This is a genomic window from Streptomyces sp. NPDC046915 (genome assembly GCF_040644935.1).
GTDB lineage: Bacteria > Actinomycetota > Actinomycetes > Streptomycetales > Streptomycetaceae > Streptomyces.
Genome location: NZ_JBEYXB010000002.1, coordinates 308,106 through 322,952, shown reverse-complemented (window position 1 = coordinate 322,952; position 14,847 = coordinate 308,106). Strand labels below are relative to the sequence as shown.

General features: G+C 70.7%; 11 protein-coding genes. 6 read left to right on the top strand and 5 right to left on the bottom strand.

Going from position 1 to position 14,847, the window contains the following annotated elements:
* Positions 1-2: 2 nt before the first annotated feature.
* Positions 3-953, bottom strand: a complete 951-nt coding sequence (gene iolC / locus ABZ915_RS06215; RefSeq protein WP_361797716.1) for a 5-dehydro-2-deoxygluconokinase — start codon at positions 951-953, stop codon at positions 3-5.
* Between the two features lie 125 nt (positions 954-1,078).
* Between iolC and ABZ915_RS06210 the strand changes: the two genes are divergently transcribed.
* Complete coding sequence (locus ABZ915_RS06210; RefSeq protein WP_361796631.1) at positions 1,079-1,996, top strand: sugar phosphate isomerase/epimerase; 918 nt, start codon at positions 1,079-1,081, stop codon at positions 1,994-1,996.
* A gap of 317 nt (positions 1,997-2,313) precedes the next feature.
* Positions 2,314-2,514, top strand: a complete 201-nt coding sequence (locus ABZ915_RS06205; RefSeq protein ID WP_361796628.1) for a MerR family transcriptional regulator — start codon at positions 2,314-2,316, stop codon at positions 2,512-2,514.
* Between the two features lie 7 nt (positions 2,515-2,521).
* Here ABZ915_RS06205 and ABZ915_RS06200 read toward each other — a convergent pair whose 3' ends face one another.
* Positions 2,522-3,565 (bottom strand): zinc-dependent alcohol dehydrogenase family protein, encoded by a 1,044-nt coding sequence (locus ABZ915_RS06200; protein WP_361796625.1) that lies wholly within the window; start codon positions 3,563-3,565, stop codon positions 2,522-2,524.
* Positions 3,566-3,642: 77 nt separating this feature from the next.
* Positions 3,643-5,862, bottom strand: a complete 2,220-nt coding sequence (locus ABZ915_RS06195; RefSeq protein ID WP_361796622.1) for an MMPL family transporter — start codon at positions 5,860-5,862, stop codon at positions 3,643-3,645.
* A 172-nt stretch (positions 5,863-6,034) separates the two neighbouring features.
* Between ABZ915_RS06195 and ABZ915_RS06190 the strand changes: the two genes are divergently transcribed.
* The 4 genes from ABZ915_RS06190 (at position 6,035) to ABZ915_RS06175 (ending at position 10,407) form a co-directional block, all read left to right on the top strand.
* Positions 6,035-6,718 (top strand): TetR family transcriptional regulator, encoded by a 684-nt coding sequence (locus ABZ915_RS06190; RefSeq protein ID WP_361797713.1) that lies wholly within the window; start codon positions 6,035-6,037, stop codon positions 6,716-6,718.
* 57 nt (positions 6,719-6,775) lie between these two features.
* Positions 6,776-7,720, top strand: a complete 945-nt coding sequence (locus ABZ915_RS06185; RefSeq protein WP_361796619.1) for a PrsW family glutamic-type intramembrane protease — start codon at positions 6,776-6,778, stop codon at positions 7,718-7,720.
* A 73-nt stretch (positions 7,721-7,793) separates the two neighbouring features.
* Positions 7,794-8,033: a heavy-metal-associated domain-containing protein gene (locus ABZ915_RS06180; protein WP_361796616.1), complete on the top strand. Its 240-nt coding sequence runs from the start codon at positions 7,794-7,796 to the stop codon at positions 8,031-8,033.
* An 82-nt stretch (positions 8,034-8,115) separates the two neighbouring features.
* Entirely contained in the window at positions 8,116-10,407 is a 2,292-nt protein-coding gene (locus ABZ915_RS06175; protein WP_361796613.1) for a heavy metal translocating P-type ATPase, read from the top strand.
* A 612-nt stretch (positions 10,408-11,019) separates the two neighbouring features.
* Here the strand turns inward: ABZ915_RS06175 and ABZ915_RS06170 are convergent.
* Positions 11,020-12,309 (bottom strand): citrate synthase, encoded by a 1,290-nt coding sequence (locus ABZ915_RS06170; RefSeq protein WP_361796610.1) that lies wholly within the window; start codon positions 12,307-12,309, stop codon positions 11,020-11,022.
* A gap of 224 nt (positions 12,310-12,533) precedes the next feature.
* Positions 12,534-14,807, bottom strand: coding sequence for an ATP-dependent RecD-like DNA helicase (locus ABZ915_RS06165; protein WP_361796607.1), 2,274 nt, complete (start codon positions 14,805-14,807; stop codon positions 12,534-12,536).
* Between the last annotated feature and the right edge of the window lie 40 nt (positions 14,808-14,847).

Here is a 14,847-nt window from a genome sequence, read left to right as displayed (position 1 = left end):
CCTCACAGCACCGCTCCGGCCTCGAGCGCGGCGGCCACCTCGTCCGGGGTGGGCATCGCGGAGGAGCACTCCAGGCGGGAGGCGACGATGGCGCCGGCCGCGTTGGCGTGCCGCATGATCGTCTCCAGGTCCCAGCCGGCCAGCAGGCCGTGGCAGAGGGAGCCGCCGAAGGCGTCGCCGGCGCCGAGTCCGTTGAGGACGTTCACCGGGAGCGGCGGGACCTCGGCCGTCTCGCCCGCGCTGTTGACCGCGAGGACGCCCTTGGGTCCCTGCTTCACCACCGCGAGTTCCACACCGGCGTCGAGGAGGGCGCGGGCGGCGGCGTGCGGCTCGCGCACCCCGGTGGCGACCTCCACCTCGTCGAGATTGCCGACGGCGACCGTGGTGTGCCGCAGGGCCTCGGCGTAGAAGGGGCGGGCCGTGTCCGGGTCCGTCCAGAACATGGGCCGCCAGTCGAGGTCGAAGACCGTCGTCCCGGCCTTCGCCCGGTGGGCGAGCGCCGCGAGCGTCGCCGTACGGCTCGGCTCCTCGCTCAGCCCCGTGCCGGTGACCCAGAAGACGCTCGCGTCGCGGATGGCGTCGAGGTCGAGGTCGTGGGCGTCGATCTCCAGGTCGGGCGCCTTGGGCCGGCGGTAGAAGTACAGCGGGAAGTCGTCCGGCGGGAAGACCTCGCAGAAGGTGACCGGCGTGGGCAGCCCGGCGACCGGGGTGACCCAGCGGTCGTCGACGCCGAAGTCCCGCAGGGCCTCGTGCAGATAGGTGCCGAAGGCGTCGTCGCCGGTGCGGGTGATCACGGCGGTGCTCCGGCCGAGGCGGGCCGCGGCGACCGCGACGTTCGTCGCCGACCCGCCGAGGAACTTGCCGAAGGTCGTCACCTGCGCGAGCGGTACACCGGTCTGGAGCGGGTAGAGGTCCACCCCTATCCGCCCCATGGTGATCAGGTCGTACGCCATCCGGCTTCCCTTCGTCACGGCTCTCCCCCGGTTTGTAGCCCCGCACCAGGGAGCCTGTCAATGTTTTGTCCAGACATTCGGACCAGAGCTTGACACGCGCTTTCCGGCGGCCCACGCTGACGGCCATGACGTCGTTGTCACCTCAAGCCCCACTGTCCCGCATCCGCATCGGATCGGCGCCCGATTCCTGGGGCGTCTGGTTCCCGGACGACCCCGTACAGGTGCCCTGGCAGCGCTTTCTCGACGAGGTCGCCGACTCCGGCTACGAGTGGATCGAACTGGGCCCCTACGGCTATCTGCCGACCGACCCGAACGTGCTCACCGAGGAGACGGCCCGGCGTGGCCTGAAGGTGTCGGCCGGCACGGTCTTCACGGGCCTGCACCACGGCGAGGCGGTGTGGGAGAAGACGTGGGCGCACGTCGCGGACAACGCCGCGCTCGCCCAGGCGATGGGCGCCCGGCACCTGGTCGTGATCCCGTCCTTCTGGCGCGACGACAAGACCGGCGAGGTACTGGAGCCGGACACGCTCACCCCCGAGCAGTGGCGCAACCTGACCTCGCTGACCGAGCGGCTGGGGCGGGAGGTGCGGGAACGCTACGGCCTGTCGATCGTCGTCCACCCGCACGCCGACACCCACATCGACAGCGAGGACAACGTCACCCGCTTCCTCGACGGCACCGACTCCTCACTGGTCTCGCTGTGCCTGGACACCGGGCACTACGCCTACTGCGGCGGCGACAGCGTCAAGCTGATCGAGACCTACGGCGAACGGATCGGCTACCTCCACCTCAAGCAGGTCGACCCGGAGATCCTCGCGGACGTACGGGCGAACGGCACCCCGTTCGGCCCGGCGGTCGCCCAGGGCGTGATGTGCGAGCCCCCGGCGGGAGTGCCCGCGCTCGGTCCGGTCCTGGAGGCGGCCCAAAAGCTGGACGTCGACCTGTTCGCGATCGTCGAGCAGGACATGTACCCGTGCGACCCGGACAAGCCCCTCCCGATCGCCCGGCGGACCCGGGCGTTCCTGAGGTCCTGCGGGGCGTAGGCCGTCTTCTCGTAGGCCGTCTTCTCGTGGGCCGTCTTCTCGTGGGCCGTCTTCTCGTGGGCCGTCTTCTCGTGGGCCGTCTTCTCGTGGGCCGTCTTCTCGTGGGCCGTTTGCGTCACCTCTGTCACAAACATGCACCCCCTGTCACACATGTCCCACGTAGGCGGACCCCGCGTCACATCCCTTCGACAGACCCTCCCTGACAGTCACCGTGTGTCGTTCACCGGGCACAGGCTGGTGATCACCAGCGCAGCGCCCGGCTCCACCGACGACCGTCCCCGGCCGCCGACCGCGGCGCGCGCGGGGAGGTGCAACTCATGACCGACCGAAGACTCTGGTCGTACAAGGAGATCGCGGCGCACATCCGGGTGCAGCCGGACACCGTACGGTCCTACCGCAAGCACGGGCTGCTGCCCCCGCCCGACCAGGTGGAGGGCGGCAAGCCCTACTGGTACGCCGACACCGTCCGCGCCTGGGTCGCCTCCAGACCCCGCAACCGCGGCCGGGACCAGACCTAGCCAGGCGTCAGCGCCATGGTTCGACGACGGTGACTCCCGCGCCGCGTGCCGTGTCCATCGCGGCGAGCGCGGCCGGGGCCGCGTCCAGCGGGATCGTCGACGTCACCAGCAGGTCGGGGCGCAGTACGCCCGCGCGGACCAGTTCGAGCATGCCCGGGTAGGCGTGGGCGGCCATGCCGTGGCTGCCGAGGAGTTCGAGCTCCAGGGCGATGGCGCGGGCCATGGGCACGGGGGTCGTGCCGTCGGGTGCGGGGAGCAGGCCGACCTGGATGTGCCGGCCGCGGCGGCGCAGCGAGTCGACGGAGGCCGCGCAGGTGCCGGGCGAGCCGAGCGCGTCGAGGGAGAGATGGGCACCACCGCCGGTCAGTTCACGGATCGCGGCGGCCGTGTCCCGCGTCCGCGTGGCGTCCACGCACTGAGCCGCCCCGAACTTCCGCGCCAGCTCCAGCGCCGCCGGTGACACGTCGACGGCGACGACCCGCGCCCCCGACGCCGCCGCGACCATCACCGCCGACAGGCCCACGCCCCCGCAGCCGTGCACCGCGACCCACTGCCCCGCGGCCACGCGCCCCTGCTGCACCACGGCCCGGAAGGCCGTCGCGAACCGGCAGCCGAGCGCGGCCGCCGTCGCACAGGACAGGTCGTCCGGTACGGCGACCAGGTTCACATCGGCATGGTCCAGTGCCACGTACTGCGCGAACGAGCCCCAGTGGTGGAAGCCGGGCTGGGTCTGCCGCTCGCACACCTGCTGTTCGCCGGCCGCGCAGGCGGGACAGCTGCCGCAGGCGCAGACGAAGGGCACGGTGACCCGGTCACCGGGGCGCCAGCCGGTCACCCGGTCTCCGACCGCCTCCACGGTCCCGGCGAGTTCATGGCCGGGCACATGCGGCAGCGTGATGTCCGGGTCGTGCCCCATCCAGCCGTGCCAGTCGCTGCGGCACAGGCCGGTGGCCTCGACCCGCACCACGACGCCGTGCTCGGCGGGCTCCGGGTCCGGCACCTCCCGCACCTCGGCCGGCTCCCCGTACCGCTCGAACACCACAGCGCGCATGTGCCTTCGCCCTCGCCTTCCGTGCGACCGCCCGCGGGCAGACCGACCGCGGACCACCGCGAACGCTAGCCCCCTGTCTAGTGCCGCGCGCCGATCTTGTCCCGTTGCTCCTCGGACTCGGCGGCGGGCGGGGCCGCCTCGCCCTCACTGAGCCCGATCCGCTCGTGCAGCCGGCGCAGGGGGGCCGGTGCCCACCAGGTCGCGCGGCCGGTGAGCCGCATGATCGCCGGGACCAGCAGGCTGCGGACGACCATGGCGTCCATCAGCACCGCCAGTGCGATACCGAGGCCGAGCATCTTGGTGTTGGTCACCCGGGAGGTGCCGATCGCGACCATCACCACCGCGAGGATGACCGCCGCCGCGGTGATCAGCCCACCCGTGCGCTGCAACCCGTGGCGCACGGCCTCGTTGTGGTCGCCGGTGCGGTCGTACTCCTCCTTGATGCGGGAGAGCAGGAACACGCCGTAGTCCATGGAGAGGCCGAAGGCCACGCAGAACATCAGGACGGGCAGGGTCGTCTCGATGGAGCCGGAGCTGGTGAAGCCGAGCGGGCCGGAGAGGTGGCCGTCCTGGAAGACCCAGACCACCGCGCCGAACATGGCGGTCAGGCTGAGCGCGTTGAGCACCACCGCCTGCACGGGTATCAGCACGCTGCCGGTGAGCAGGAAGACCAGGAGCAGGGTGACGATCGCGATGAACGCGGCCGCCCACGGCAGGTGTTCGGCTATCGCGTGCTTGGAGTCGACCAGGACGGCCGCTGTGCCGGTGACCTTGGTGTCGAAGGGCGCGTCCGCCGCACGCAGGTCGCCCACCAGGCGCTGTGCCGCGTCGTCGACGGCCTCACCCTTGGGCAGCACCGTGAAGTAGGCGGACTCGCCCTTCACCAGCGGGCCGTCGACCCGCGCCACCTCGGGCAGGGCCGCCACCCGCTGCTTGTAGGCGGCGTACTGCGCCTGGCTCGCCCTGCCCTCCGCGAGCACTTCCAGTCCGCCGCCGGGGCTGCCCGGGAAGCCGTCCCGGATGTGCTGCTGCACGATGTGGGACTCGGCGCCCGACGGCAGCTGACGGTCGTCGGCGGTGCCGAACTTCACGCCGAGGAAGGGCAGTCCGAGGACGACCAGGCCGACGGTGGTCGCCACGGCGAAGAGCGGGGCCCGGCGCATGACCAGGGTCGCCGCCCGCGCCCAGGCGGTGCCCTCCTCGCCGGATGCCTTCGCCGGGCGGCCCCGCCGGAACGCCCGCCGCAGATCCAGGGCGTTCACCCGATGGCCCAGCAGCACCAGGGCCGCCGGCAGCAGGATCAGGGCGGCCGCCGCCGCTAGCAGCACCACGGCCATGCCGGCGTAGGCGAAGGAGCGCAGGAAGTACTGCGGGAACAGCAGCATCGCCGCCAGGGAGACCGCGACCGTGAGGGAGGAGAAGAGCACCGTGCGCCCCGCCGTTCGCAGGGTGGTGCCGACGGCCGTGAGCGGCTCGGCGCCGGAAGCGAGTTCCTCACGGAAGCGGCGCACGACGAACAGGGCGTAGTCGATGGCGAGTCCCAGGCCCAGCGCGGTGGTGAGGTTCAGCGCGAAGACGGAGACGTCGGTGAACTCCGTCAGTCCGCGCAGCACCGCGTTGGTGCCGAGGATGGCCACGATGCCGATGCCCAGCGGGAGCAGGGCCGCGACGGCGCTGCCGAAGACCATCACCAGCAGCACCAGCGTCACCGGCAGCGCGATCATCTCGGCGCGGGCCAGGTCCTCCTGGATGATCGTCTGCATCTCGTGCCGCACGGCGACGACTCCGCCGACCCGCACCTTCAGCGGGCCGTGCGTCCCCCGGTAGGACGGGGCTATGCGGTCCAGGGTCCGGCCCATCTCCTTCTCGTCGCCGGTGATACGGGCGGCGATCAGTGCCTCGTGGCCGTCCTCGGCGCGCAGGGCGGCTGCCGCCGAGGGCGCGGCCTGCCAGTAGGAGCCGACGCCCGTGACGCCCTTCTCACCGGCCAGTCGGGTGGCGAGACTTCTGGCCTCGGCGGCGACCGCCGGGGCGTCGACCGAGGAGCGGCCGGAGTCGACCAGGAGCAGCAGGTTGGGCTGGGAGTCGGGGAACTCACGCTCCAGCGCCTTGGTCGCGTACGTCGACTCGGCGGCCGGATCCTCCCAGCCGCCGCTGCCGAGCCGGTCGGCGACACCGCTGCCGGCGAGCACCGCGAGCGCGGTGAGCACCAGCGCCGCGAGCAGCGACAACCGAGGGCGGGCGGTCACGAACCGCGTCCAGCCACCGGGCCGGGGTGGGCGGTTGACTTCGGTCATCGTGCGGTGTCCCCTTCACCATGACCCGTGCCGTACGCAGACAGGCGGCATGGGTCGCCATAGCCATAGACTGGCAAACACGAGAGATCGCTCGCGTTTCTCAAGAATGCGAGCGACCACTCGTGTTTGTCAATCACGTTCGGAGAGCTGGGGATAACGGGTGCCCGACGACATCGCCGACAATCAGGGGAAGGAACAGCCGCGCCGCCGCCAGGCACGCGGCGAGCGTCGCATCGCCCAGCTGTTGCAAGCCGCCGCCGACGTCTTCTGCACCACCGGCTACACGGCCGCCAGTACCAACGCCATCGCCCGCGAGGCGGGCGTCTCCCCGGGCACGCTCTACCAGTTCTTCCCGAACAAGGAAGCGATCGCGATCGAGCTGGGCGACCGCCTCGTGCACGAGATGCGGGAGACCTACGGCGAGGCGCTCGCCCCGGTCGATCCGGCCACCCCGCTGGAGGAGGCCGTGGGCGCCGCCGTCGACCGGTTCATCGCCTTCAACACCGAACACCCGGTGTTCTTCGCGCTGATGCACGGCCCCGACATCCCGGGCCGGATCGCCGAGGAGCACGACGCCCTGCACGCCACACTGGTCAGCCGCATCGAGGGCCTGCTCGCCGTCCTCCTGACCGACACCTCCCCCGCCGAACTCACGCGCACGGCCCACGTCTGCCTCGGCGTCTACAAGGCCGGCCTGGAACTGGTGCTCGCCCACGAGGGCGCCGAGCGCGAGGCGTACGTCCGCGAGCTGAAGCACGTACTGGTCCGCTACCTCGACCCCCTGGTCGTCGACCGGCTCGGCCCCACGGACGCCACCGGCACGGACACCACCGGCCTTCCCCGGACTGCGACATAAAGGCCACCTGCATAGGGTTCGGGTAAATCGCCCAGCAGGAGCCCGAGGGGGACCGCCGTGACCTACCCGCCGCCCGGCACCCCCCGCGCCCGCATCCCCAGCCCGCTGCAACCCCCTCCCCCGTACCCGCGGATCCGCGCGGGCCTGTGGCGGCGCCTCCTGAGCGGCGGGCTGGCCGTGTGGGCGCTGACCGCCCTCGCGACCTACGCGACGGCGGACACCGCACTCCTGCCCACCGTCATCCTGCTCGGCGGCCTCCTCCTCCCCGTCGCCTTCGTACTGTGGGCGTACGAGCGGCACGGCCACGACCTGGGCGTCAGCGCCGTCCTCGGCTGCTTCCTGGCGGGCGGCACGCTCGGCGTGCTGGGCGCGTCGGTGACGGAGCAGCACCCGCTCCACCCCTCACTGCGAATGTTCGCCGGCGCCGGACTGACCGAGGCGGTCAAGCTCGGCGCGCTGATGTTCGTACTGCGCCGGCTGCGCGGGATCCACGGCATGCGCGCCGGGCTCGTCCTGGGCGCGGCCGTCGGCTGCGGCTTCGCGGCCCTGGAGAGCTCGGGCCACGCCTTCGGCACGGCGCTGTCCACGGACGGCCTCGGCCTGCGGACCCTGCTGGAGACCGAGACCCTGCACGGGATCCTCGCACCGCTCGGGCACGGCCTGTGGACCGCGATCGCGGGCGGGGCCCTGCTCGCGCACCGCCGCCCGAACGGCCGTTTCCGCCTGGGCGGACCGGTCCTCGGCGCCTGGCTCGGCGCCGGCCTGCTGCACACGCTGTGGGACTCCACCCACGGCGTCGCCCTCTGGCTGGTGACCCAGCTGGCCGGGCCGTACCCGGCCCGGCAGTTGTTCGCGCAGGGGTACGTCCCCCGGCCGACGGCCCTACAGGAGCACCTCCTGGCGGTGTTCTCGGTCGGCGGACTGGTACTCGTCTCCCTCCTGGGCATCGCACGGGTGCGCTCGCTGGCACGCCGTGGCGCCTCTTGGAGAAATACCCCCTAGGGGTATAATCTCAAGAGTGCAGGCCCCACCGTGGGCCTCGTCGGCCCCACCAGTAACGACGAGGAGTAACGACATGACCGCCCCGACCGACACCCCGGGCTCCGTCACCACCGTCTACAAGGTGAGCGGGATGAGCTGTGGACACTGCGAGGGCTCCGTCTCCGGTGAGATCTCCGAAATTCCCGGCGTCACCTCGGTGAAGGCCGTCGCGTCGACCGGCGAGGTCACCGTCGTCTCCGCCGCCCCCCTCGACGAGGAGGCCGTCCGCGCCGCCGTCGACGAGGCCGGCTTCGAACTCGCGGGCCGCGCCTGATCTCCGCTCATTCTCCGACCGGGCCGTACCGACCAGCTGATACTGGCTCCGTACGGCCCGGTCCGTCGTCTGGAGTCCGGACATGACCAGCACCACCAGCACAGAGACAGCCATAGGCACGCCCCCGACAACGGACGGCTCCGAGGTCGAACTGCTCATCGGCGGGATGACCTGCGCCTCCTGCGCCGCCCGCGTCGAGAAGAAGCTCAACCGCATGGACGGCGTGAGCGCCACGGTGAACTACGCCACCGAGAAGGCGAAGGTCACCTACCCCCAGGGGGTACAGGTCGCCGATCTGATCGCCACCGTGGTGAAGACCGGGTACACGGCCGAGGAGCCCGCGCCGCCGGAGCCCGCCGAGGACGACACACCCGCCGAGACCGAGCAGGACCCCGAACTGGCCGCCCTGCGCCAACGGTTCGCGGTCTCCGCCACCCTCGCCCTTCCCGTGGTCCTGCTCGCCATGATCCCCGCCCTCCAGTTCGACAACTGGCAGTGGCTCTCGCTCACGCTCGCCTCGCCGGTCGTCGCCTGGGGCGGATGGCCGTTCCACCGGGCCGCCTGGACCAACGCCCGGCACGGCGCCGCCACCATGGACACCCTCGTCTCGGTCGGCACGCTCGCCGCGTACGGCTGGTCGCTGTGGGCGCTGTTCCTCGGCGACGCGGGCATGCCCGGCATGCACGACGAGTTCCGCTTCACCCCCGGAGCGGTAGCGACTGATGTCACAGCCCGGATGGACGGCGCGTCCACGATCTACCTCGAGGTGGCCGCCGGAGTCGTCGCCCTGATCCTCCTCGGGCGCTACCTGGAGGCCCGCTCCAAGCGGCGGGCGGGGGCGGCCCTGCGGGCCCTGATGGAGCTGGGCGCCAAGGACGTCGCCGTACTGCGGGACGGCCGCGAGGTGCGTGTGCCGGTGGCCTCCCTGGCCGTCGGCGACCGGTTCGTGGTCCGCCCCGGCGAGAAGATCGCCACGGACGGCACGGTGACCGAGGGCGTCTCCGCGGTCGACGCCGCCATGCTGACCGGCGAGTCGGTACCGGTGGACGTCGGCCCCGGATCCGCCGTGACCGGTGCGACGGTGAACGCGGGCGGCCGGCTGGTCGTCACGGCCACCCGGGTCGGCGCCGACACCCAGCTCGCCCGGATGGCGAGGCTGGTGGAGGAGGCGCAGAACGGCAAGGCCGAGGTACAGCGCCTGGCGGACCGCATCTCGGCGGTCTTCGTGCCCGTCGTCATCCTCATCGCCCTCGGCACGTTCGCGGTGTGGCTGGGCGTCACCGGTGACACCGTCGCCGCCTTCACGGCCGCCGTCGCCGTACTGATCATCGCCTGCCCGTGCGCGCTCGGCCTCGCGACCCCGACCGCGCTGATGGTCGGCACCGGGCGCGGCGCGCAGCTCGGCATCCTCATCAAGGGCCCGGAGGTGCTGGAGTCCACGCGCCGCGTCGACACGGTCGTCCTGGACAAGACCGGCACGGTCACCACCGGCCGTATGACGCTCCAGGAGGTGTACGTCGCCGAGGGCGCCGACAAGGACGAGGTGCTGCGGCTCGCCGGAGCCCTGGAGCACGCCTCCGAGCACCCGGTCGCCCGCGCGATCGCCACGGGCGCCGAGGAGCGGGTCGGGCCGCTGCCGGCGGCCGAGCACTTCGAGAACGTCCCCGGGCGGGGCGTGCGCGGACGTGTGGCGGGCCACGAGGTGACCGTGGGGCGGCTCCCCGAGAACACGGACGATGTGCCGGAGGAGTTGACGGCCGCCCGCTCCCGGGCCGAGCAGGAGGGTCGTACGGCCGTCGTGGTCGGCTGGGACGGAGTGGCTCGCGGTGTCCTCGCCGTCGCCGACGCGGTCAAGGAGACCAGCGCCGAGGCGGTGCGCGAGCTGCGCGCGCTGGGCCTGACGCCGGTGCTGCTGACCGGCGACAACCGGACGGTGGCCGAGGCGGTGGCGCGGGCCGTGGGCATCGAGGAGGTCGTCGCCGAGGTACTGCCCGAGGACAAGGTGGACGTCGTACGGCGGCTTCAGGGCGAGGGGCGGACCGTCGCCATGGTCGGCGACGGGGTCAACGACGCGGCCGCGCTCGCCGCCGCCGACCTGGGCCTGGCCATGGGCACGGGCACGGACGCGGCGATCGAGGCCGGCGACCTGACCCTCGTACGGGGGGACCTTCGGGTGGCGGCCGACGCGATCCGGCTGGCGCGGCGTACCCTGGCCACGATCAAGGGCAACCTGGTGTGGGCCTTCGGCTACAACGTGGCCGCGCTGCCGCTGGCCGCGGCGGGACTGCTGAACCCGATGATCGCGGGCGCCGCGATGGCTTTCTCCTCGGTGTTCGTGGTGACCAACAGCCTGCGGCTGCGGACGTTCCACTGAGGGCTCCGCGAAGTTACTCCGGGGTTCCGGCGGTCGATGTAAGAGTCCCCCTAGAGTCCGGCGCGCACCTCACATAAGCTCTTCACAAGGCTCGTGCATCATCCTTACGCTTGAGTCCCGATCGACGTATCGGGGCTCTTGCGTATCTATCGGACATATGCAAGAGACACAGATCACAGTGATGCGAACGTAACCATCGAAGGGGTTCGAAGGTCTAAGTTGGCGATGTCAGACCAGCGTCTTGGGGGGCGCTGACTGGCATCTGGGGATGTCTTGGGGGACTTCCTCAGAGATGCGTTGCCGGGGCACGTACACCGGGAAGCTTTGAGCGGCCCTCCCTGCGTGCGTTGTCCCGGCAGATCGCACCGCATCACTGGAGTACGACGGGTTCTGCTCGTTGTGCTCAGACAGCGATTCAGGCGCTGTCCTCTCCGAGCGCCCGGCCGGATCCCGTGGGGGGAATCCGTACCGGGACATGGGAAGGCGCCCTGGTCGTCGGCCCGTGGGGGGACCGGCGACAGGGCGCCTTCTGCTATGCGCCATCAGGCGTCCGAGCTATGCGCCATCAGGCGTCCGAGAGGCTCGCGCGCTCCCGGACGCCGGGGAAGAAGCTCAGCGCTCCTCGACCGGAACGAAGTCCCGCTCCACCACACCGGTGTAGATCTGGCGCGGACGGCCGATGCGGGAACCCGGCTCCTTGATCATTTCCTGCCACTGGGCGATCCAGCCCGGCAGGCGGCCGAGGGCGAACAGGACCGTGAACATCTCGGTCGGGAAGCCCATGGCCCGGTAGATCAGACCGGTGTAGAAGTCCACGTTCGGGTAGAGGCTGCGCGAGACGAAGTAGTCGTCGGAGAGCGCGTGCTCCTCCAGCTTCAGCGCGATGTCCAGCAGCTCGTCGGACTTGCCGAGGGCGGACAGCACGTCGTGCGCGGCAGCCTTGATGATCTTGGCGCGCGGGTCGAAGTTCTTGTAGACCCGGTGGCCGAAGCCCATCAGGCGGACGCCGTCCTCCTTGTTCTTCACCTTGCGGATGAAGGAGTCGACATCGCCGCCGGTCGCCTGGATGCCCTCCAGCATCTCCAGCACGGACTGGTTGGCGCCGCCGTGCAGCGGGCCCCACAGGGCGCTGATGCCGGCCGAGATCGACGCGAACATGTTCGCCTGGGACGAACCCACCAGACGGACCGTCGACGTCGAACAGTTCTGCTCGTGGTCCGCGTGCAGGATCAGCAGCTTGTCGAGAGCGGAGACGACGACCGGGTCGAGCTCGTAGTCCTGCGCCGGGACCGAGAAGGTCATGCGGAGGAAGTTCTCGACGTAGCTCAGGTCGTTGCGCGGGTAGACGAACGGGTGACCGATCGACTTCTTGTACGCGTACGCCGCGATGGTCGGGAGCTTGGCGAGCAGGCGGATGGTGGAGAGGTTGCGCTGCTTCTCGTCGAACGGGTTGTGGCTGTCCTGGTAGAACGTGGACAGCGCCGAGACGACCGAGGACAGCATGGCCATCGGGTGGGCGTCTCGCGGGAAGCCCTTGTAGAAGTTCTTGACGTCCTCGTGCAGCAGGGTGTGCCGCGTGATGTCGTTCTTGAACGTGGTGAGCTCGTCGACGGTCGGCAGCTCACCGTTGATCAGCAGGTAGGCCACCTCCAGGAAGGTGGAGCGCTCGGCCAGCTGCTCGATCGGGTAGCCGCGGTACCGCAGGATGCCCGCCTCGCCGTCGAGGTAGGTGACGGCGGATTTATAGGCGGCCGTGTTGCCGTAACCGCTGTCCAGGGTCACCAGACCGGTCTGGGCGCGGAGCTTGCCGATGTCGAAGCCCTTGTCGCCGACGGTGCTGTCGATCACCGGGTAGGTGTACTCGCCGTCGCCGTACCGCAGTACTACAGAGTTGTCGCTCACGTCTTCCCTCACCGACGTAGTGCCTCTTCTTCAGAGGTGCCCTGACTGTCTCTACCATCCCCCATTTGGCTCAGGAGAGTGCACTCGGGGTCGACCATTGGGCCTACTGGCGGCACTCAGTGCCGCCAACCTGCTCATCCTGCCCCCTCGATCCGGCATCTGGAAGTGCTCTGTGACCTTCACGACTCATTTGATCGATCATTTTCGGGATGCCGGGCGGGATGTCAGGCCCGTCCGGCCCCGTGGAGCCTGAAGTCGAGTGCCGTACAGCGCCGCCCCGCCGACACCGTGCGCACCGCCTGGCCGATCGCCTTGCGCGAACCGACCAGGACGACCAGCTTCTTGGCGCGGGTGACCGCCGTGTAGAGCAGATTGCGCTGGAGCATCATCCACGCCCCGGTGGTGACCGGGATCACCACCGCCGGATACTCACTGCCCTGCGAGCGGTGGATGGTCACCGCGTACGCATGGGCCAGTTCGTCCAGTTCATCGAACTCATACGGAACCTCTTCGTCCTCGTCCGTCAGCACCATCAGGCGCTGGTCGACCGGGTCGAGCGAGGTGACCACGCCCACGGTGCCGTTGAAGACCCCGTTCTTGCCCTTCTCGTAATTGTTGCGGATCTGGGTGACCTTGTCGCCGACACGGAAGACCCGGCCGCCGAACCGCTTCTCGGGCAGGTCGGGACGGCCCGGGGTGATCGCCTGCTGGAGCAGACCGTTGAGGGTGCCGGCGCCCGCCGGACCGCGGTGCATGGGCGCGAGCACCTGCACGTCCCGGCGCGGATCGAGGCCGAACTTGGCCGGAATACGCCGGGCCGCGACATCCACCGTGAGCCGGCCGGCCTCCTCCGTGTCGTCCTCGACGAAGAGGAAGAAGTCCTTCATGCCGTCCGTGACCGGGTGCTGCCCGGAGTTGATCCGGTGCGCGTTCGTCACCACCCCCGACTGCTGGGCCTGGCGGAACACCCGGGTGAGCCGCACGGCGGGGATCGGGCCTCCCTCGGCGAGCAGATCCCGCAGCACCTCGCCCGCCCCGACGCTGGGCAGCTGGTCCACGTCCCCCACGAACAGCAGATGGGCCCCCGGCGGGACCGCCTTCACCAGCTTGTTGGCGAGCAGCAGGTCCAGCATGGACGCCTCGTCCACGACCACCAGATCGGCATCGAGCGGACGGTCCCGGTCGTAGGCCGCGTCACCGCCCGGCTTCAGCTCCAGCAGACGGTGCACCGTGGACGCCTCGGCCCCGGTCAGCTCCGCCAGCCGCTTGGCGGCCCGCCCGGTGGGCGCCGCGAGCAGGACCTTCGCCTTCTTCGCACGGGCCAGCTCCACGACCGAGCGGACGGTGAAGGACTTGCCGCAGCCGGGACCACCGGTCAGGACGGCCACCTTCTCGGTGAGCGCCAGCTTCACGGCCGCCTCCTGCTCGGGGGCGAGGTCGGCGCCGGTACGGTCTTTCAGCCAGCCCAGCGCCTTGCCCCAGTCCACGTCCCGGAAGCCGGGCATCCGGTCCTCCTCCGTGCGCAGCAGCCGCAACAGCTGACCGGAGAGGGAGAGTTCGGCCCGGTGGAAGGGCACGAGGTAGACGGCCGTGACCGGTTCCGAGTCGCCGTCGGGGCCCGGAACCTTCTCCCGTACGACCCCGGGCTCCTCCCCCTCGTCCCCAGGCTCCGCCAGCTCGGCGAGACACTCGATGACGAGACCGGTGTCGACCTGGAGCAGCTTCACGGCGTCGGCGATCAGCCGCTCCTCCGGCAGGAAACAGTGCCCCTGGTCAGCGGACTGCGACAGCGCGTACTGAAGGCCCGCCTTCACCCGCTCCGGGCTGTCGTGCGGGATGCCGACCGACTGGGCGATCTTGTCCGCGGTGAGGAAGCCGATGCCCCAGACATCGGCGGCGAGCCGGTACGGCTGGTTCTTGACGACGGAGATCGAGGCGTCCCCGTACTTCTTGTAGATCCGCACCGCGATGGACGTGGACACCTCGACGGTCTGGAGGAAGAGCATGACTTCCTTGATCGCCTTCTGCTCCTCCCAGGCGTCGGCGATCTTCTTGGTCCGCTTCGGCCCGAGCCCGGGGACTTCGATGAGCCGCTTCGGCTCCTCCTCGATGACCGTCAGGGTGTCCAGCCCGAAGTGCTGCGTGATCCGATCGGCGAAGACCGGTCCGATGCCCTTGACCAGCCCCGACCCGAGGTAGCGGCGGATGCCCTGGACCGTGGCGGGCAGTACGGTCGTGTAGTTCTCGACGGTGAACTGCTTGCCGTACTGGGGATGGGACCCCCAGCGCCCCTCCATCCGCAGGGACTCCCCCACCTGCGCACCGAGCAGCGCGCCGACCACCGTGAGGAGATCACCACCGCCCCGGCCGGTGTCCACGCGGGCGACCGTGTAGCCGTTCTCCTCATTGGCGTACGTGATCCTCTCCAGCACGCCTTCGAGCACGGCGAGCCGCCGTTCGCCCGTAGGGGTCGTGGGGTTCCCCGCCTGTTGCGCCATGATCCGACGGTACCGGTGGGGTGTGACAGAGGGCACTGCT

Coding starts and splice junctions, on each gene's coding strand:
- iolC (WP_361797716.1), bottom strand. CDS start 953: ATGGCGTACGACCTGATCACCATGGGGCGGATAGGGGTGGACCTCTAC.
- ABZ915_RS06210 (WP_361796631.1), top strand. CDS start 1,079: ATGACGTCGTTGTCACCTCAAGCCCCACTGTCCCGCATCCGCATCGGA.
- ABZ915_RS06205 (WP_361796628.1), top strand. CDS start 2,314: ATGACCGACCGAAGACTCTGGTCGTACAAGGAGATCGCGGCGCACATC.
- ABZ915_RS06200 (WP_361796625.1), bottom strand. CDS start 3,565: ATGCGCGCTGTGGTGTTCGAGCGGTACGGGGAGCCGGCCGAGGTGCGG.
- ABZ915_RS06195 (WP_361796622.1), bottom strand. CDS start 5,862: ATGACCGAAGTCAACCGCCCACCCCGGCCCGGTGGCTGGACGCGGTTC.
- ABZ915_RS06180 (WP_361796616.1), top strand. CDS start 7,794: ATGACCGCCCCGACCGACACCCCGGGCTCCGTCACCACCGTCTACAAG.
- ABZ915_RS06175 (WP_361796613.1), top strand. CDS start 8,116: ATGACCAGCACCACCAGCACAGAGACAGCCATAGGCACGCCCCCGACA.
- ABZ915_RS06165 (WP_361796607.1), bottom strand. CDS start 14,807: ATGGCGCAACAGGCGGGGAACCCCACGACCCCTACGGGCGAACGGCGG.